Annotated in this window: 18 protein-coding genes; 13 read left to right on the top strand and 5 right to left on the bottom strand. The window is 56.3% G+C overall.

The genetic code is table 11. The features are described 5' to 3' along the window. From cysD to pspF, 3 genes are all read right to left on the bottom strand, one after another. The gene (cysD, locus tag GFR01_RS06580) at positions 1-795 is read right to left on the bottom strand and encodes a sulfate adenylyltransferase subunit CysD (RefSeq protein WP_035729485.1); all 795 of its coding nucleotides are present in this window, start codon (positions 793-795) and stop codon (positions 1-3) included. Positions 796-845: 50 nt separating this feature from the next. Then, positions 846-1526, bottom strand: coding sequence for a phosphoadenylyl-sulfate reductase (locus GFR01_RS06575; protein ID WP_063905108.1), 681 nt, complete (start codon positions 1524-1526; stop codon positions 846-848). 283 nt (positions 1527-1809) lie between these two features. Continuing rightward, positions 1810-2862 (bottom strand): phage shock protein operon transcriptional activator, encoded by a 1053-nt coding sequence (gene pspF / locus GFR01_RS06570; RefSeq protein WP_099181789.1) that lies wholly within the window; start codon positions 2860-2862, stop codon positions 1810-1812. Positions 2863-2974: 112 nt separating this feature from the next. On the opposite strand from pspF, the gene pspA reads away from it, so the two are divergent. From pspA to GFR01_RS06520, 10 genes are all read left to right on the top strand, one after another. After that, complete coding sequence (gene pspA, locus GFR01_RS06565; protein ID WP_099181788.1) at positions 2975-3658, top strand: phage shock protein PspA; 684 nt, start codon at positions 2975-2977, stop codon at positions 3656-3658. 25 nt (positions 3659-3683) lie between these two features. Beyond that, positions 3684-3935 (top strand): envelope stress response membrane protein PspB, encoded by a 252-nt coding sequence (locus GFR01_RS06560; RefSeq protein WP_063905104.1) that lies wholly within the window; start codon positions 3684-3686, stop codon positions 3933-3935. After that, positions 3932-5164, top strand: a complete 1233-nt coding sequence (locus GFR01_RS06555; RefSeq protein WP_099181787.1) for a hypothetical protein — start codon at positions 3932-3934, stop codon at positions 5162-5164. The genes GFR01_RS06560 and GFR01_RS06555 overlap by 4 nt, the downstream gene beginning before the upstream one ends. Before the next feature lie 2 nt (positions 5165-5166). Beyond that, on the top strand, positions 5167-6564 hold the full coding sequence (locus GFR01_RS06550) for a GIN domain-containing protein (protein ID WP_099181786.1): 1398 nt from the start codon (positions 5167-5169) through the stop codon (positions 6562-6564). Positions 6565-6612: 48 nt separating this feature from the next. Then, positions 6613-7398, top strand: coding sequence for an MlaE family ABC transporter permease (locus GFR01_RS06545; RefSeq protein WP_010503089.1), 786 nt, complete (start codon positions 6613-6615; stop codon positions 7396-7398). After that, a complete protein-coding gene (locus tag GFR01_RS06540) occupies positions 7395-8183 on the top strand; it encodes an ABC transporter ATP-binding protein (RefSeq protein ID WP_099181785.1) in 789 nt (262 codons plus the stop codon). The genes GFR01_RS06545 and GFR01_RS06540 overlap by 4 nt, the downstream gene beginning before the upstream one ends. After that, positions 8180-8383 carry a hypothetical protein gene (locus GFR01_RS06535; RefSeq protein WP_099181784.1) on the top strand — a complete coding sequence of 68 codons (204 nt, stop codon included), beginning with the start codon at positions 8180-8182 and terminating at the stop codon, positions 8381-8383. Before GFR01_RS06540 ends, GFR01_RS06535 begins: the two co-directional genes overlap by 4 nt. A gap of 80 nt (positions 8384-8463) precedes the next feature. Next, entirely contained in the window at positions 8464-9870 is a 1407-nt protein-coding gene (radA, locus tag GFR01_RS06530; protein ID WP_063905099.1) for a DNA repair protein RadA, read from the top strand. 185 nt (positions 9871-10055) lie between these two features. Further along, the gene (locus GFR01_RS06525; RefSeq protein ID WP_099181783.1) at positions 10056-11606 is read left to right on the top strand and encodes a Hint domain-containing protein; all 1551 of its coding nucleotides are present in this window, start codon (positions 10056-10058) and stop codon (positions 11604-11606) included. A gap of 23 nt (positions 11607-11629) precedes the next feature. Next, complete coding sequence (locus tag GFR01_RS06520) at positions 11630-13582, top strand: glycosyltransferase family 4 protein (RefSeq protein ID WP_099181782.1); 1953 nt, start codon at positions 11630-11632, stop codon at positions 13580-13582. 8 nt (positions 13583-13590) lie between these two features. On the opposite strand, the gene GFR01_RS06515 is transcribed toward GFR01_RS06520, so the two are convergent. Continuing rightward, positions 13591-15285: an alginate export family protein gene (locus GFR01_RS06515; RefSeq protein WP_099181781.1), complete on the bottom strand. Its 1695-nt coding sequence runs from the start codon at positions 15283-15285 to the stop codon at positions 13591-13593. 103 nt (positions 15286-15388) lie between these two features. Beyond that, a complete protein-coding gene (locus GFR01_RS06510) occupies positions 15389-15985 on the bottom strand; it encodes an IMPACT family protein (protein ID WP_099181780.1) in 597 nt (198 codons plus the stop codon). A gap of 71 nt (positions 15986-16056) precedes the next feature. Here GFR01_RS06510 and GFR01_RS06505 point away from each other — a divergent pair, with 71 nt between their 5' ends. The 3 genes from GFR01_RS06505 (at position 16057) to GFR01_RS06495 (ending at position 19806) form a co-directional block, all read left to right on the top strand. Continuing rightward, on the top strand, positions 16057-18645 hold the full coding sequence (locus GFR01_RS06505; protein ID WP_099181779.1) for an MMPL family transporter: 2589 nt from the start codon (positions 16057-16059) through the stop codon (positions 18643-18645). A gap of 90 nt (positions 18646-18735) precedes the next feature. Next, positions 18736-19284: a VOC family protein gene (locus GFR01_RS06500; protein WP_063905093.1), complete on the top strand. Its 549-nt coding sequence runs from the start codon at positions 18736-18738 to the stop codon at positions 19282-19284. 3 nt (positions 19285-19287) lie between these two features. Next, a complete protein-coding gene (locus tag GFR01_RS06495) occupies positions 19288-19806 on the top strand; it encodes a cupin domain-containing protein (protein ID WP_099181778.1) in 519 nt (172 codons plus the stop codon). Positions 19807-19840: the final 34 nt, after the last annotated feature.

Genomic DNA, 19840 nt, shown 5'->3' with positions numbered 1-19840 from the left:
TTACAGATACCCCGCCACACGGAGACGCTCGAACGCATCTTCCGACTCATGATCCATGGCACGCCCGGCGCGCTCGGACGTCTTGCTGCTTTCCAGTTCGGCAATCACCTCGGCCACTGTGGCCGCATTGCTCTCGATCGGGCTGGTGATGTCCTGATCGCCCAGCGAGCGATACCGCTTGCCGTCCTTGGCAAAATACAGATCCACAAGGGGGATGCCCTCACGCTCGATGTACCGCCAGATATCGATCTCACGCCAGGCCAGCAACGGATGTACGCGGATATGCATCCCGTCTTCATACGGCGTGGCGTACTGGTCCCAGAATTCGGGCGGCTGATTGCGGACATCCCAGCGATGACCGGCACCACGTGGGCTGAACACGCGTTCCTTGGCACGCGTAGCCTGCTCGTCACGGCGGATACCCGCAATCACACCACGCAGCTTGTGCTTGTCGATCATGGCCGCCAGACCTGCGGTCTTGCGGGCTGCAGATCGCGCGGCAGGCGGCAAGGACGGATCAATCTCTTCAACCGGCGGGCAGTATCCAAGAAGCAGATCCAGATTCCACTTCTTCGTGTACTCATCCCGGAAAGCATACATTTCCGGGAATTTCTTCTCGGTATCGACATGCATGACCGGGAACGGCACGCGCCCCATGAACGCTTTGCGCGCCAGCCAAACCATGACGTTGCTGTCTTTCCCAAGGGACCACAGCAGCGATAGAGGTTTCAGTTTCCGGTAGGCTTCACGCAGGATGAAAATGCTCTGAGCTTCGAGCTGGTCAAGATCATCCATGACGCGCGGTTCCGCCAAGGTGTGTGTCCGCGTCATTGTCCGCTCCATATTCATGCCGGCCGATGAATGCCGCATTCTGTCTTGGTCAGACCGGCCCAACGACCCGCCCGCCCGTCTTCTCCGTCTCCCACGGGCCGTGTGCAAGGCGCACAGCCAATCGAAGTGTATCCTTTTGAAACCAGAGGATGCCGCGGCAAATGCCGACGACGCATTTCGGCTTCAATCTTTTCCGGCCCCCAACCCGCCAGCGGGTTGAGTTTCACGGTTCCATCCGGCTGAGGCTCCACCACCGGAAGAGCCGCCCGCGTAGACGCCTGACTGCGCTTGCGTCCCGTCAGCCAGACATCGAATTCCGGCAATACCAGTTCCAGAGGCTCGACTTTCCGTAAGGCACAGCACGCATCAGGGTCGAAAGCCGCCAGCTGATCCTGCGGATCCCTGTTTTCGAGCTCCCGCGCTGCCGGAGAAATGGTTCGAACGTCCTGTAAGCCCAGCACATCAGAAAGCTCATCACGGTAGGAGAGCGTTTCCGGAAAATGCCGGCGTGTATCCAGAAAGAAAACCGGAACAGACGGATCAATCCGGGCGATCTCATCCAGCAGGATCGCAGATTCCGCACCAAATGAGGAAATGACTGCAACGCGTCCTTTCAGACTCACCAGTGCTTCCTCAAGCGCATGACTCTCCGGCGTCTCCATAAGATGTCGAAGTTCGGATTGTGAGAGAGGCATTTACTGCACCCATATCCATGTTCAGACGCGCCAGAATCACGACGTGAAGGAGACATAGGCGCGCACCGGCTATTATTCAACTATTTTATTTTGTATAACTATATTAAATGGTTTATTTGACGAATTCTCATCATTCGCATTTATCGAACAATTATGGCCAATTTCATCAATTCGTGGCCATTTTCCCCGAAATGCCCTTTTCCTGTTTTATGATTTCAAACCAGAAAAACGCAAAAACTCAATTTGGCACGTTTCATGCATCACTTCAGACATGAACCCGCGTCTATCCCTTTTTGGTCAAAGCCTTCCGCGCTTCCTTGTCTGCAAGACCATGCAGCCGCAGGTGATGCCGGAACTGGTAGTAGGTCAGCCCCAGCAGCTCCGCAGCCTGCCGCTGACTGAACTGCGCCTCACGCAGGGCAGCCTCCAAAAGAGTCCGCTCATGGCTTTTGACAGTCTCGGAAAAATCCAGCGGAAACGTCTGAGGACTTCCCGAAGCCGCATTGGAAATTACGGTCGGCGGAGCAACGACATGTGCGTCCCAGTCGGGCGTCACGAACGGATCAAGGACAATCTCGTCCAGTCGACGCTCCGGCTGCTCCATCCTATAGACACTACGTTCCACCACATTCCGCAGCTCTCGCACATTGCCCGGCCAGTTGTGATCCATCAGACATTGCAACGCCTTCGCGGAGAAGCCAACGAAAAGCTTGCGGCCCAACTCGGCACTCATCTTCGTGGCGAAATGCTCGGCCAGAAGAGGAATGTCCTCTTCCCGCGCTCTCAACGGCGGAACATTGACCACATCGAAAGCCAGTCGATCCAGAAGATCCGGTCGGAAAGTTCCTTCCTGCGCCATAGTGGGCAGATCCGCATTGGTCGCACCGATCAGACGCACATCCACCCGGATCGTCTCACTGCCTCCAACACGCTCGAAACTGCCGTACTCAATAACGCGCAGCAGTTTTTCCTGAACGGCGAGAGAGGCTGTGCCAATTTCATCCAGAAACAGTGTTCCGCCATCTGCACGCTCAAACCGCGACAGACGCCGCTTCTGCGCACCAGTAAACGCGCCAGCCTCATGCCCGAACAGCTCGCTGTCCAGCAGAGCTTCCGGCAAAGCCGCACAGTTCAACTTGATCAGTGGCGCGTCCCAGCGATCCGACAGGAGAGCAAGACGTGCAGCCACCAGTTCCTTGCCTGTCCCACGCTCCCCGATCACCAGAACGGGTCGCTTCAGGGGAGCAAGACGCGAGATCTGATCCAGCATCGCCAGAAATGCCGGAGCCCGCCCGATGGGTGTCGGAACCTCGTCCGCTTGGGTGGATCTCGCCATTTCTGAGCCTCGTTCGCCACTTCAGATTGTCACAACCATAACATCCCCAAAACGAGCCCGCTGACAAGACAGGTCATTGTGCTCTAATCCAGTTCTCAGGAAGGAAAGCGTCATGGGTATTTTTTCTCGGCTCGCCGATATCGTGAACTCCAATCTCAATGCGATTCTCGCCACGGCCGAGGACCCGCAGAAGATGATCCGTCTCGTGATCCAGGAGATGGAAGACACGCTGGTTGAAGTCCGCAGCCAGGCCGTCCGCACCATTGCGGAACGCAAGCAGCTTGAACGCCGCGTGCGCACCATGATGCACGAGGAAGACGAATGGCACCGCAAGGCCGCTCTCGCCATTGAGCGAGACCGCGACGATCTCGCCAAAGCGGCACTCTCCGCACGTCATACGGTCGAACAGTCCCGGGAAGGTCTGGAACGCCAGATTGCACAGGTGACGGAAGGCCTGGAACAGCAGAACGACGATATCGCCAAACTTCAGGCCAAGCTGGCGGATGCGAAATCCCGCGAGAAGACCCTGACCATGCGCGCCCGCACGGCAGAAGGGCGCCTCAAAACGCGTGAAAAGCTCTATGATACCCGCATTGACGATACGCTGGGTCGTTTCGAGCAGGTGGAGCGTGCGCTCGACGAGTTGGAAGGCAAGGCAGAGGCCTATGATCTTGGTCGCAGGTCCGGTCGCCCTTCCCTGCATGATGAATTGGCTGCGCTGGAAACGGACGCTGCAGTAGAAGATGAATTTGAAGCGTTGAAGCGTCGGATTGCTGACAAGAAGCGCGATGCCTGATGAGAGCAGGAAGAAAGTCTGACTTATGAATGAGGACTTTGTTGGCCTTGTCGCCGTCGTCCTGACCCTTGGGTTCATCCCGGCGCTTGTCCTCGGGCCGCGGCTGCTTCGTGCTCGTGCAGGTGGACCTATAAATCAGGGGGTACCCGACCCACATCTTCAGGCCGCCCTGACACAGGCCGAAGCCCATGCTACGCGTCTGGAAGAAAGGATCGACCAGCTCGAACGCATCCTCGACGAGGATATCCCGGGCTGGCGCGCTAGGAGTTCACGATGACGCCCCGCACCGCCCTGCGCATGCTGCTGCTGGCCACGCTGGCAGGGACAGCTTCTGTCCATCCGGCCAATGCCGCACGCGTTTCCATGTCCGGCGAAGATCTGGATCTGGCGATTCCGTGCACAGGTCAGGTGCGGATTGTTGTGGACTCCACCATGAAAGATGGCGCCACGCTCGATAGCAGCAGCGCCACACAGGTCACCATGCGAACAGGCAAGGAAGACGCGGACAGCCGCATTTCCATTGCCACCAAAAGTTGCGCCCCCAATGGCAAGCTGACCATCAGCGTCTCGCCCTATACCGGCGTCTCGATCCATGACAGCCATGACACAAGCTTCGTGATCAAGGGAAAGCTTGCTTCGCTGGATGCCAGTCTCGACTCAACATCCATGGAGATCGAGAACACCCAGTCGCTGGACCTGAGTATGCATGGCTCCTCGAATGTCCATATTGGATCACTTGAAAGAGCCGCCCAGATCGTTGCCTCCGGTACATCGACCTTCACAGCCGACTCCGCGCAGCTTACGGCCCTCTCGGCGCAGTTGACCAATCAGGCCTCGTTCACGATTTCCCAGGGAGACATTGAGGCTCTGACGATTGTCACCGCGGATAACGCATCCGCTACCGTTCTTGGGAATGCCTCCGTCGCCACCGTCACAGCCAATGGCACAGGCGCCGTCAATATTGAGCGCGTTTCTGGCCCGATCGTGCGGTCCGGCAATGGCTCTGTCCGCGTAGGCGCGCAGAACGGCGTAGTCTATCGCCCGACTGAAGCCGCCCCGACATCCGTCATTCAACCGCCCGCTGCGCCTCAAAGTCCAGTTGCATCTCCAGCCGTGCCAGAAAGCGCTCCCACAGCCCCGGCCCCGCGCCCTCCAGCACCCGTTCTGACTCCGGCACCTCAGCCCAGCCAACAAGCTGAGCCACAGGACGTGCCGCCTTTATCAAAAGACCCTGTAGCTCCCCCTTCTCAGTCTATCCCGCAAGCCGTCCCACCTGCGCCAACCGTTGCACCCGAGGCTAAAGCCACCGTTCCTGAAGCAGCAACTCCCCCGGCAAAGCTACCCGCCCAGAGCCAACAGGAGCCTTCTGCACCTCAGTTGGTATCCCCACCCACGACCACAGGCTCTACCATTCCTGAAACGCAGCATGTCGATCCGGCGCCTTCTACCACAGCCCCGACACCCTCAAAGCCAGCCTCCGATGAGGCGAGCAAGCAGGGAGGCTAACGATGACGAGCCCCAAATTTCTGCTGCGTTTTGGCCAAGGATGTGCGGCACTTGTCTTAAGCGCTTCGTTCATGGGCATGGGTCTGGCGCAAACGCTCCCTGCTCCCCCTGAACCACCACCATCTCCCAGCCCGCCAGCACCACCGCCCGGAAATGCTCCCTCATCCGGCCCGTCTCTGGATCTGGCACCCAGTTGCCTGACAGACCTGCATATCCGTAGCGGTCTTACACCGTCCGTTGTGAGCGGAAATGCTGTTCTGATCAGCGAACGCCCGGACAAGCTGGAACTCATCCTCAAGGACCAATCCTGCAATACGGATACAAGCGCGGAAATTCAGGTTCCGACGGGCACGAATATCGGCTTCCGGGGCAACAATACCCACGTCATCGCCACAGGTCTTCTAGGACGCATGAGCGGTTTTACCGCAAATGGTGACGTTGAGATCGAACAGGCGTCCGACATTTTGCTCCGGATAACGGGCAACGGAAACGTTTCGATCGACAGAGTGTTCGGCAACGTTAAAGTCCAGAATTTTTCTAACGGCGATCTGTCAATCGCACAGGCCAATTCACAACGGATCGAACTTGCAGCCACGTCCAGCGGTAATATTCTCATCAAAGACGGCATCGTAAAAGATCTGTCTGTTCGAGATATGGGGTCTTCCAACATCACGGCCCATGTCCGTACCACACAGGCCCATCTCGAACTTTTCGGAAGCGGAGATGTCACGGTCGATCATGTCTCAGGGGCCTTGTCCCAGACACATTACGGCAGCGGTAGCCTCAACGTTCAGACAGATCCTGGCGCACATATCAGCAAGACAAATGAGGTGGATGGAAACGCGATTGCGCGGGACGTTCTGGCCAGCATTGGCAGCAGACTGCCCGGTACGGATATCACTCACGCAACGACAGTTCTGAACACACAGTCGTCTCATCATCACAGCGTCATGAGACTGGTCATCACACTGGTGATCATTGGGCTCATCCTCCGCCGGGCCCGTCGATACCGGAAGCGCACCGGGCAGTCGTTTTTCACAAATCTCTGGACTGATGCTTCAGAAGGTTACGCCTCGTTTGTCCGCAACTGGGAAGCACGGATGCGGGAACGTCGTGGCGAAGACACCCATACAAGCGTCGAGCCCCCCCATATTCATTATACCCGCCGGGCCATAGATCTTTACGAAGAGGTCATCCACACCGCCCGTGAACAGAAGCAGCGTCATGCCCGCCGGGTGCACTCTTCCGCTTCGGATGGCATATCCCTCAGCCCCGCGCTCATCCGCCTGAACGACCGGCTCGCACGCCTCGAACCAAGACTTGCGCGGATGGAACAGTTCGTCACGTCTCCGGATTTCGCTCTGGAACGGCAATTCCGGGACCTGGAACGGTCGGCTTGAACAAGACAGACTTTGACGTAGGCGGTTGGTCAGGGTAGGGGCAGAAGGGTGAATGCCGTTCTTGATCCCATAGCGGCCCTTGGCCGTGCCGTCCTCGGCCTCGTCCGTCAATCGGGCGCTCTTGCCATGTTTGCGCTGGAGGCGCTGTCGCATCTGGTGCGACCGCCGTTCTACTGGCGCATCTTCCTGTCCACGCTGATCGAAACAGGTTTCTTTTCCCTGCCGGTCGTCGCGCTGACGGCCCTGTTCTCGGGAGCGGTCATTGCCCTTCAGTCCTATGTTGGCTTCGGGCAGTACCATGTGCAGAGCGCGATTGCCGGAATTGTGGTGTTGGCAGTCACCCGCGAGCTTGGTCCCGTTCTGGCGGGCCTGATGGTTGCTGGACGCGTTGGCGCGGCCATGTCTGCCCAGATCGGCACAATGCGCGTCACGGATCAGATCGACGCACTCACGACGCTTTCGACCAACCCGATGAAATATCTGGTGACGCCGCGCCTGCTTGCCGGAACAATCGCCCTGCCCTGCCTCGTCATCGTGGCGGACGTTCTGGGTGTTCTGGGCGGCTTTACCGTCTCGGTAGCGAAACTCGGTTTCTCACCCTCCACTTACATTACGGCTACGCTGGATTCCCTGAAAACCATTGATGTCGTGGTCGGGCTGGTCAAAGCCGCTGTCTTCGGTTTTCTGATCGCGCTGCTGGGCTGCTATCATGGCTATAACAGCCGTGGGGGCGCAGAAGGCGTCGGCTCTGCCACAACCGCTGCTGTGGTGGGAGCATCCATCCTGCTTCTGCTTTTTGATTACCTCCTGACAGATCTGTTTTTCTCCCAATGAGCACACCCAAAATCCGCATCCGCGGCCTCTCGAAGGCTTTCGGCTCCAAGGTCGTGCTTGATGGAATTGACCTGGATGTCGAAACCGGCACCTCGATGGTCATCATTGGTGGCTCGGGCTCCGGCAAATCCGTTCTTCTGCGCTGCATCCTTGGCTTAATCCAACCGGATGCCGGCACGATCGAGATCGATGGCGAGAATATCCTCACTGCGTCTCGCAGCCGTCAGGAAGCCATTCGTCGACAGATTGGCATGCTGTTCCAGAATGCCGCCCTGTTCGACAGTATGAGCGTGGCCGACAACATCGCCTTCGGTCTGCGCGCCAAGCACTCAGACCGTGATGGCCCCGTCCCTTCGCGTGCCAAAGCACGGGAACTTGCAGGAAATATTCTTCAGCAGGTAGGGCTGGACCCATCCGTTGGACAACTCAGCCCATCCGAGCTTTCCGGTGGCATGCAGAAGCGCGTCGGGTTGGCGCGCGCCATCGCCGGACAGCCCAATATCCTCTTCTTTGACGAACCAACGACCGGGCTTGATCCGATCATGGGGGCCGTCATTGATGGCCTGATCGTGGATTGCGTGCAGAAGCTAGGCTCGACGGCCATCGCCATCACACATGACATGGCTTCCGCCCAGCGCATCGGGAACAGGGCGGCCATGCTCTATCATGGCAAACTGGTCTGGCAGGGACTGGCTGCGGACCTGATGAATTCTGGTAATGCCATGGTGGACCAGTTCACTCATGGGCGCCGCGAAGGGCCAATCACCATGGAACTGCGGAAGTGAACAAATTCCGCCGTTCACCGATTTCCAAAAAAGTCTGGCAGCGCCTTGGTCTGACCTACCTTATCGCGCTGCCGATGCTGTTCATCCTTTTCATGCATCCGCCTAAGACCCAGAACCTGCTAATCCAGGCACTGATGCTGCTCCTGATCGTCACGGCAGCCCGGATCATGGCACGGCTCATCATCCGTTCGGACGATTGACGCCCTCACTGACTGGATCATAACGGGAACACTCCCTATATCGGGAAGGCATCCCGCCCCCCATCCAGCGAGACATCCCCTTGGCCAAGAAACCTACAGCACGTTTTGTCTGCCAGTCCTGCGGAGCTGTTTACTCCAAGTGGGCCGGGAAGTGCGAAGCCTGCGGGGAATGGAACACGCTGGTTGAAGAGGCCGCTGAACCAACAGCACGCAAAACCGGAAAACTGAGTTCCGGGCGACTTCAGACGGTCAGGCTCGACGGAGAAGCCAAACCGCCGCCGCGCATTACGACAAGCATCGCAGAACTGGACCGCGTTCTGGGCGGCGGCCTCGTGCCTGCATCCGTCGTGCTGGTGGGCGGCGATCCGGGGATCGGCAAATCCACCTTGATGCTCCAAACAACCTGCGCCCTAGCCCGAAGCGGCCACAAGGTTCTGTATGTCTCGGGCGAAGAATCCGTGGATCAGATCCGCATTCGTGCGCAAAGACTGGAGCTGGCCAAAGATAGCAAAACGCTGGACTCACTGGATCTCGCAGCCTCCATCAATGTTGGGGACATTGTGGGCTCGCTGGAGAATGACCGCTCCCACACTGTGGTTGTCATCGATTCCATCCAGACCATGTGGCTTGAGAGCGTGGAAAGCTCCCCCGGCTCTGTCGCGCAGGTTCGGGCCAGCGCTTTTGAACTGATCCGGCTTGCAAAGACGCTTGGTTTTGCCCTGATTCTGATTGGACATGTCACGAAAGAAGGCTCTCTGGCTGGCCCGCGCGTTCTGGAACACATGGTTGATGCGGTCATGTATTTCGAAGGCGATCGCGGGCACCAGTTCCGTATCCTGCGCGCTGCCAAGAACCGTTTTGGCGCAACGGACGAAATCGGCGTCTTCGCCATGACGGACACCGGGCTGACGCAAGTTCCCAATCCTTCTGCCCTGTTTCTTGCAGAACGACGGGGCAATATCGCAGGGTCCGCTGTTTTCGCAGGTCTTGAAGGAACCCGACCGGTTCTTCTGGAAGTCCAGGCGCTCTTGTCTCCCAAAGCAGGTGACGGTGCTCCTCGCCGTGCCGTCGTGGGTTGGGACACGTCCCGGTTGAATATGCTTCTGGCCGTTCTGGATGCACGATGCGGCCTGAAGTTGGCCAATATGGATGTTCACCTGAATGTTGCAGGTGGTCTGCGCGTCAATGAACCCGCAGCGGATATGGCTGTTGCAGCGGCACTGATTTCAGCCGCAACTGGGCAACCGACCTCCTCGACAGCAGCTTATTTTGGTGAGGTCGGACTCTCTGGCGAGATCCGCCAGGTCAGCCAAGCTGACTTGAGACTGAAAGAAGTGGCCAAACTGGGTTTTGGCGAAGCGATTCTTCCAAGGCGGGTATCTACTGCCTCGGCACGCGTGAAACCCCCTGCAGGCCTCCAGTTGTGTGAGATTGGACATCTGACAGATCTTGTTGGGATTTTTGCACCATCAAAAGATAAGACCTGATCACGAATTTTTCGATACCAAAAAAAGTTCCATAAAAAACCAAAATGAAATTTCAATATTAACGAATTATTACCGACGTTTTTGTAAAGCAATTCATTAAGTACAATGAGGAAATATTAATCATTCATTTATGGAGCATGCTCCGCTCCTAAAACATATTCCGATTCATTCGGGAGAGAGAGTTTATGAGTGCTTCCTCAACTTATACGTCTCCAGAAACCGGAAAAACATATACCGTCGTATCTGGTGGCGTAGTATCGGGTAATGATCTTAACGGGACAGTTCAAACAATTCAGAGCGGAACGGCTGTGTCAGGCACACAGGTATTCGCTGGTGGGGCGGTACAATTTATGGTGCCGCCTGCAAATATAAGAGAACAAGTTGGTTTTCCTGTTTCACAGGTAGTCACCTCAGATGCGGCATCCATTGATAGTGTCATTTCAGGAATAACAACGTTAGTTGGCCCTTCCACGATGAGCGACGACACATGGACGCCAATTCCCGCAACCCAAATTATTGAATCTGGCGGATTTGCAAGCAATACATATTTAGGCCCCGCTACCACATCCATCATCAATAATGGCGGCATATCAGATAATGTGACTATTATGGGTGCGTCTTTACGGTCTGGCGACCCGATGATGATACCCGGCTTTAATACACTATTCTCAGCCACACAAATTGTCTCCAGCGGTGGCATACTCCACACAGCAACCCTCGGAAGCAGCGGAACGCTCATTCTGAACGGAGGAAGCGCAGATCATATAACCGTCGGCACAGGCACGGTTCTGCAAAAAACCGGAACACTATCAGATGTTCTTGTGAATCAGGGCGGTGTCCTTTCAGTCAGTGCTGATCAAAGCGTTGAAAACGTCGTCACAAGTGGTGGCGTTATCATCCTTGATCGCAATGCCAATCTCACCGGCACTTTTCAAGAGATGTACCAGACAACAATCAGTTTGACTGATCTTGGCAATAATCCGTCTGCCGTCAGTGGCGTTATAGTAAAAGATAACACTACCGCCGGTTCTGTCCTGGAAGTCGTATCCAGCGGTGCAATCATGAACCGCATTTCAGTCAAAGACGGCTTTTCTTCACCATATTATTTTAAAAGCGCCCCTTCCGGCCAAGGTATCGATCTGATGATCGGAACCCCCTGCTACTGCCCGGGAACCCTAATCGCCACACCGGATGGCGAGCGCCCGGTAGAAAAGCTGATGATCGGCGACAATGTTCTGACTGCTACCGGCGAAACAAGGCCGATCCGCTGGATCGGTCGCCGATCATACGATCCGATGTTTGCCTATGGAAACCGCGATATTTTACCCATCGTTTTCCAGAAAGGGTCATTGGGCAATCAACTGCCTCGCAGGGATCTTACTGTTTCCCCCCTCCACGCCATGTTTGTAGATGGCTACCTCATTCCCGCGCTTCATCTGGTCAATGGGCTGTCCATCATCCAGATCGAAAAACCCAGCCATATCAGTTACATTCATATTGAGCTGGAAACCCACGATATTCTCTTGGCTGAAGGTGCGCCTTCCGAAAGTTTTCTGGATGACAGTTCGCGCGGGATGTTTCACAACGCTCACGAATACAGCGAACTCTACCCGGATGCCCCCGTTGTGCCTGTGCAGTATTGCGCACCGCGTCTGGAGGATGGGGAAGAATTGGCCCGCATTCATCAACGCCTGAAGGACTACGCCCAGCAGGCTCTCTCTGAGAAAGCCGCCTGAAGAACAAAGGATAAGCTGGAACTGTGCCGAAGCCTCTGGTCGGTTACATTGATGTTTGTGACCGAGAACGCGTCGCGGGATGGGTTGTCGACCTGGAAGCAGCAGACCACCCCGTGCGTCTTCGTATCCTGATGGACGGACGGCTTGTTGATGACATTGACGCAGATACGTTCCGTGCCGATCTGACTGGCCTTCCGAGAAAGGGCAAGTGCGCTTTCGAATGTGTATGGCCGGAGCCACTGCCCCATGAAGGATGCCTGATAGAAATTCTGGATTCCCTTCTTGATCGGCCAGTCAACGGATCGCCGTTTTATATTGAACCACTCCCCAGTGTTCTTTCGGGATCCGTAGACAAAGCCGATCGGTTGCACATCGCGGGCTGGGTGCGTGATGAACTCAACACGGAACGTACAGTCTGGCTAACAGCCCTCATTGATGGACACCCCATCCCCCGTTTCCCAGCCAATCAGTTTCGGCGGGATCTACGAGAAGCCGGCCTGGGGTCAGGACGCTACGGCTTCGACTATGTTTTCAGTGGTCCACTGGACCCACTCAAAGACCACGATATTCAACTGTTTCATGGTCAGGAACGGTTTGGCGATCCGCTCCATATTCCCCGATCCCAAGTTCTGGATGACTCCTTCAAACGTCATTTCTCCGCACTGATGCAGAGCCTCACAACGGATCAGGCCCGCAGTGACGCCTTGTCTTTTCTCACATCCACGGCTGACGCACTCCGCAGTGAAAGCGGGGCTGATATTGTCAGCCTCAAAGAGAGAGACCTGAAACAACGGGCTATACGTCGTCAGGAAACGGCCAGACCTGTCGCACCCTGTGCCCTTTTCGTTGATGACCGCGTCCCTGATCCGACATTTGATGCAGGGTCTGTCGCGTTGCTGTCTCATATTCGGGCAGCGCAGGCTCTGGGCTATGACTGTAGCTTCATAGCCTCTCGGTTGCCTCCCTCAGAACAGGATCAGGCCCGATTGGCAGCATTGGGCATTACCTGCCTCATGCCGCCTGTCTTCACTGGCCCGGAAGAAGCTCTCAAACGCCTCGGGACAGGCTTGGAAGTCGTCTACCTTCACCGGCTAAACAATGCCGAGAGCTACGCAGCCCTGACACGCGCCTTTGCACCGACAGCCACACTGATCTGGAGCATCGCAGACCTGGCCTCACTGCGCCTGCACCGACAAGCCAATGTTGAGCGTCGACCGGAGCTTGATCGGGCTGCCACACATATCGAAGTGCGCGAAAACATGTGTGCCTGGATTTCAGATCATGTTCTGACCCATTCACCCGTTGAAGCCGAGTTGCTGGAGCGGGTCGTGCCCACCGCAGATGTGAATGTCGTTCCCTGGGCGGTCCCCGTCAGGCCTCGTCCTCGCCAGAAAACCCAGAAACCGATCATCGCATTCGTCGCGCATTTCGGTCATGCGCCCAATACGGATGCTGCCAAATGGCTGATTCTGGATATTTTCCCGCTCCTGAAAAAGCGAGTTCCCGATCTTGTCTGCCGCCTGATTGGAAGCGCCATGCCACACGCTGTTCATATGCTGGCTGAAGAAGGCGTAGAAATTGTCGGGCATGTTCCCAACCTTGAAAAGGCTCTCGCAGACGTCTCTCTTTGCGTGGCTCCCCTTCGCTATGGCGCCGGCATCAAGGGAAAGGTGCTTGAGGCGTGGTCTGCGGGTCTGCCGATAGTCATGACGACCATAGCCGCCGAAGGTCTGCTCGACAGAGATGATCCCATATGGCGGAAAGCCGTCGCCGATACGGCCGAGGATTTCGCGCAGAAAGCCGTGGCCCTTCTGAAACCAACTGCAACTCGGGCGCAGGTCACAGCCGCCAGAAAGCTGCTACGCGAACGTTTTTCAGACGCTGCCATTCAGAACCAGCTGAAAGATATTTTCCCTCCTGTCATGGAGGATATGATTCCCTTGCCAGAAGACACTTCCGCACCCGTTCTGAACTAACGTTTCTTCTAAAATCTGAACGTCACATTGGACTGCGCATAACTCCCGCTCTGCGCACCCGCAGCCCGCAGACTTTTCGAAGCCATGAACCGCGCACCGTAGATCTGCCAGGTCAGATGATGGTCCAGCTGTAATGTCAGGGAAGCCTGCGGCACAACGCCCACATAGCCACCCCGATAAGACCGGGCGAATGTGTAAGGGCCAGACGAACTCCAGATCGCTCCATTCGCGTTCTGGCGCCACATGAAAGGCGCTTTCAGCCGCAGGGACGCAAAGCCCTTCCACGGGGTAATGCTTACAACAGGCGAAAGACTGATCAGATTGGACGGCGAAATATAGGTCGTGGTGTCCAGATAGTTCGTCTGTGGATTGAACGGCGCCATATAGGTATGAATTGTGCCATTCTGACCGTCCGATCCGCCGGAATACACATCGGCCTGTACACCGAGAAAGGGATGCAGCGGTGACGGCGTATGACGATATCCTACGATCGCATTAACCGCCCAGGCTCGCACGCTGCTTTTGCGCTGAGTGCCCGCATACTGGAATGCGCCGCCCTGATAGAGCGCGCCCACGGAATACTCGACCGAAGCCGATGTGCCGTACCACCGAAAGCCCAGATTTCCTCGGGACGACGTCCCCTTGAGAACACGAGAGGCCGTCGGCACGGCGGAAAGACCGCTGCTATAGCGATACCGAATATAAAACAAATCCAGAAATGAATGCACCTTCTCCCCGGCAACCGTAAAAGCTGGAACAATCATAGTGGTATTCCCACCGTAGAGACGTGTTCCGTAATCCTCGGTATTGTGGAACATCAGATAACTGTCCGTCTTGGTCTGGACGAAATCGTAAGCATTCACGCGAATACGGGGCCAGAGCGCATAGAACCGACCACCATTCCATGACAATGGGACGTTCGGCGTTTCACGATTATACAGCATGTAGGACGGAGCATCGAGAAACTGCTGGCGACCAAACATGAACCCCGTCTGCGCTCCAGCGACCTTGCCCTTCAGCTCGATAAAGCCCTGTTGCAGATCCAGCCTCTTCCGATAGGTCGAGCTGTAACCATACCCCCGCCAGCCTCCAGCATCTGCATTGATGAGTTGCCCGAAAAGCCGCACGTGCTCGCCCAGATGGAGGTCTGCTCCCAGAAGGTTACGGACGCCAAAACGGCCTGACTGCGCCTTGCCGCTTCTGCCCAGAAATGGCGCTTCCTCGTACCAATTTCTCAAACGCGACTCTCCAGAGAGAGTCAGCCAGATGGTTTGACTGTTATTCAGTGCAATGAATTTCAGTGGATCGAAAAAATCTGTGCGTTTGCTCTTGTCCCGCAGGTAACTCCAGTCCTCTGCCCAGGCCGCCGCACCATAGCGGCCAACCGGGCCAAAGCCTGCCGCTTCACCGTTCCCATAATTGAAATCGCCCCAAGGACCCTGATGACCGTTTGGTGCGCGATTCTGCTTGGCCGTGATCCGCCGGGGCTGCCCCACGACACCAGCATGAGGATAATCCTGGATGATTGGCCGTTCGGTTGATGGAACCTTGATCCATTCTTCATCGGCAGGCGGCTGCTCCAATGGGTTGGTTTTCAGGATAGCAGTCTGAGCGTGTGCCTGACCCCCAAGACCTGCGACCAGAACGAACAGGCCGGCAGAAAGACGCCTTTCCTGACGGTAACGGGGAACAGAAAAGACCATTGAGACCCACGGATTGGCAAAAATGAACCAGAACCGTGAGTGAGCCTTATATTACACACTATGTAAAGTATGATTTTATTTATAACTTTTAAATATAGTTGTATTATTCTGGTCGACTGATGACCATCTGGCCGCGCGTCAGGTCACGGAGATAATCCGTTACCGCATCTGCATCCTCAACCGGAACGGCAAGCGTTAGCCAGGCTCCTTCCGCATCGAAATCGCAAAGGGTTTTTTCAGCACGCCATCCGGGCAGTTTGGCTTCAACCTGAGCATAGACCGAGAAAGGGCAATGAAACCGTAAAGGCAGCGTTTCAATGCGTTCGATTTTAGCTGCTTCACGCAGGCAGGCAGCAGCAGCCCCACCGTAAGCCCGGACAAGTCCACCGGCCCCAAGTTTCACACCCCCGAACCAGCGCGTCACAACGACCATCACATTATCGAAATCCTGCCCTTCGATAGCAGACAGGATCGGACGTCCTGCCGTGCCGGAAGGTTCTCCATCATCGCTCGTGCGATAACGCTGGCCCGTCCGGAAAGCCCAGCAGTTGTGTGTCGCATCCGGCACCGCAACGTCGTTGAAGAACGCCAGAGCGGCTGTTTCGTCCGGCACAGGGGCAGCACGCGCAAGGAAAGTGCTTCCCTTGATCACACTTTCATGTTCAGCCATGCCATCGAGAGTCCACGTCATGGCTTCCATTGTGCCCCATGATGGCGGAAATGTCAGGTTGGGGTAGGGAAATGCTGCCCGTTCTGTTAAGGGTAGGCCCCATGTTTTCGGATCTGATCGGCCGGCTGAATGCCGCCTGTGCACGTCGTGCGCCACTGGTGGTGGTTCTGTTTGCGCTTCTCTGTGCGGGATGTGTCGCACTGAGTATTACGCGCCTCAGTGTGACAACTGACACGGGCAAGATGTTTGCCAGCAGTTTGCCCTGGAAACAGCGGACCGACGAAATGAATCGTCTCTTCCCGCAGGATGATAATCAGCTGGTTGCCATCATCGACAGCCAGATTCCGGAACAGGGTCGGGCAACGGCTCGCGCGCTCGCAGCAAAGCTGAGTCAGGATCATGACCATTTCGAGATGGTCAGCCTGCCGGGCGACAACCCCTTTTTCAACAGCCATGGCTTCCTGTTCCTCGACAAGAAAGACCTTGAGCCACTACTGGACTCCATCGTCTCTGCCCAGCCGTTCCTCGGAACTCTGGCCGCAGATCCTTCTGCCCGTGGCCTGTTTGGTGCTCTGGGTCTGATCGGCGACGGCATCAAGGCTGGCCAAGGCATTCCAAGCGGCTTCAATGGCGCGCTGGACGGATTTGCAGACTCCCTGACGAAAGCTGCAGCAGGCCACCCTCAGGACCTGTCATGGCAGAATCTTTTGGTCGGACGGTTGGCCGAACTGGGAAGCCGCTATGAGTTTGTCGTTACGAAACCGAAGCTCGATTACAGCTCCCTTCAGCCAGGCCAGGGCGCAACCATCGCAATGCGTCAGGCAATCGACAGCCTTGAGTTTGTGAAGTCCGGTCAGGCTTCCGGAGCCATCACAGGCGAAGTCAAACTGAACGACGAGGAATTCTCAACCGTCGCGCACGGTATGGTTCTGGGGCTGGTGATTTCGCTGGTTCTGGTTGCGTTATGGCTCGTACTTGCCGTTCATTCGATCCGCGTCATCGTTCCCATTCTGCTTACGCTGATTTCCGGACTTTTCCTCACAACAGGTTTTGCAGCTCTGACGGTGAAGGAACTGAACCTCATCTCCGTTGCCTTCGCGATCCTGTTCGTTGGCATTGCCGTGGATTTTGCCATTCAGTACAGCGTGCGTTTCCGCGGCCAGCGTCATGACGACGGCACCATGCCAACTCTCCATGACGCCATTGTGCTGACCGGTCGGGAAAGCGGTGCGCAGATCCTCGTAGCGTCCCTTGCGACTGCTGCTGGCTTCCTGGCTTTCACGCCGACAAGCTTCATTGGTGTTGCGCAGCTCGGCCTGATCGCCGGGTTCGGCATGCTGATCGCATTCTTCTGCACCATGACGCTCCTCCCAGCGCTTCTTTCCCTCTTCAGGGCAAGACTTGGCTCTGGTGAGCCGGGCTTCACGTTCATGGCGCCCGTCGATCATCTGTTGCGCCACAAGCGAAAGAAGGTCGTCGGGGTCTTTGCGCTTCTTGGTGTTGTGGGCGTCGCTCTCATGCCGCTGCTGAAGTTCGACGCAGACCCTCTACACACCAAAAACCCGAATACAGAAGGAATGCGCGCGCTTCATCTTCTGGAAGACAACCCGATCACTACACCCTATTTCGCACAGCTTCTGGTTCCGAATGTCCCGGATGCCGCGAAAAATGCGGCAGCATTCTCGAAGCTTTCAAGTGTCCATGATGTGCTGTGGCTCGGCGCTCTGGTTCCAGACGACCAGACCGACAAGCTGGCAATGATCGAGGATACGGCCTCAATCCTGTTGCCAACCATCACGGTTCAAAACCCTGCTGCTGAACCAGACGCTGCTGCCATTCGCGCTGCTGCCGTAGCTGCCGCGACCAAACTGAATGACGTCAAGACACAGCTTCCCGCCCCTCTGGAAAAGATCCGTCAGGCCCTCACGGCACTTTCAACAGCGCCGGACGCCACACTGATCAATGCCAGCCACGCCCTGACGCGCTTTCTGCCAGACCAGCTTTCCATGCTTCGGACGGCGTTGCAGCCTCAGGCCATCACGATGGATAATATTCCTGACTACGTTCGCAGGGATTACGCCCTTCCTGATGGGCGCCAGCGCCTGACCATTCACCCGAAAGGTCAGATTTCCGAAACGCCTGTCATGCATCAGTTCGTGTCACAGCTACGCTCGGTCAATCCGGATATTAGTGGTCCGGCCATGGAGATCACGGAGAGCGCCAACACGATCGTTCACGCGTTCACGGTTGCTGCAATTTCCGCACTCATCATGATCAGCATCATCCTACTGGTTGTGCTGCGTCGCATTCTTGATGCCGCCCTCGTCATGGCACCGCTTCTGCTCTCCGCGCTGCTGACAGTCATCCTGATTGTCACGGTCCCTGAGACGCTGAACTACGCCAATATTATTGCCCTGCCGCTACTGCTGGGCGTGGGCGTCTCGTTCAACATCTACTTCGTGATGAACTGGCGTGAAGGCATTAAAGGTCCGCTGACGTCCCCAACAGCGCGCGCCGTCCTGTTCTCAGCCTTGACCACCGCAACAGCGTTCGGCTCTCTGGCAACTTCGGCCCACCCGGGTACGGCCAGTATGGGCCGGTTGCTGCTGATGTCTCTGGGCTGCACCCTGATCTGCACTCTCTTCTTCGTGCCCGCCCTGCTGCCCAAGCGCCCCATCGACGACGTCTGAACAGCAATACTCCGTCATAAACTCACGAGGGTCATGGAAACCTTGACCCTCGTCCGTCTGTTGAGACCTTCATCAGTGAAGGATCTCTCCATGACCCCAGACCATTCGGGACTTCCACGCGGCATAGATCACGTGGGCGTCACCGTCCCGGACATTAACCTTGCCATCACATTTCTAGAGACGGCTCTTGGTGCGGTTGCGCTCTATCGCAATGTGACCCATGCCTCTCCTCAACAAGGCTTACAGACAGAAGCAATCCTTGGTCTGCCGCAAGGAACTGTGGTCTGGGAAATGTGCATGATGTCGGTCGGTCACGGTCCGGGGATTGAACTCTTCGAAATGCATGGCCCCGATCAACGGAACCCCCTTCGTGCCAGCGATTTCGGCCTCCAGCATTTCGCGGTTTACGTCGATGACATTCACGCTGCCTGTGCTCGTTTTACAAAAGCTGGCGGCGAACTACTGACTGAGCCACAAGGTCAACCTTCCCTCGAAGCCGGCCCTGGAAACATGTTCTGCTACGGTCGTACCCCGTGGGGAATGATCATCGAACTTCTCTCTACCCCCAGCCGGGAACGCTTCGACGACATCGCACCGACCAAACGGTACCAACCACCCCCACGCCATGAGGAGGCATAAGCCATGCGTCGCATCCTGCTTTCCCTTACCGTCATGTCTGCACTTGCCACCTTTGGCCAGGGGGCGTTAGCGGCGGACCCAACACCCCCGACAGTCTATTACTGGCACAACTGGACGGACCATAACGGCATCAGTCACATGACCCGCTGCCCTTTCCACAATTACGTCCTGAAAACCATGTCCAAACCTGCTGGCCCACAATGGCAGGACCGCCTCAAGGAAGGACAGGCTCAGGTCATTTCCACAGTACAGCCACCTCATTGGGATGGCAGTTGGCATCCAGATCCGAAAGTCCAATGGATCGTTCCACTCAAGGGAACCTGGTATGTTACGTCCATGGATGGAACGCGGGTTGAGATGGGACCGGGAGATGTTTCCCTCGGGGAGGACCAGATGAGCCGCAAGGACTCAAAAGGCCATTTCGGACATTTCGCCGGGAATGTCGGAGACGATGCCGTCACCCTGATGGTCATTCAGACTGATGAGCAGCCCACTGTCGATCAGCCGTGCAGGTTTAAATAGAACCGTGACAACAAGTCTATCGTTGCAAATCACA

It is taken from the genome of Gluconobacter frateurii (genome assembly GCF_002723955.1).
Taxonomy (GTDB): Bacteria; Pseudomonadota; Alphaproteobacteria; order Acetobacterales; family Acetobacteraceae; genus Gluconobacter; species Gluconobacter frateurii.
Note: the sequence above shows the minus strand (reverse complement) of the source record. Positions and strands in the feature narration are given on the sequence as shown.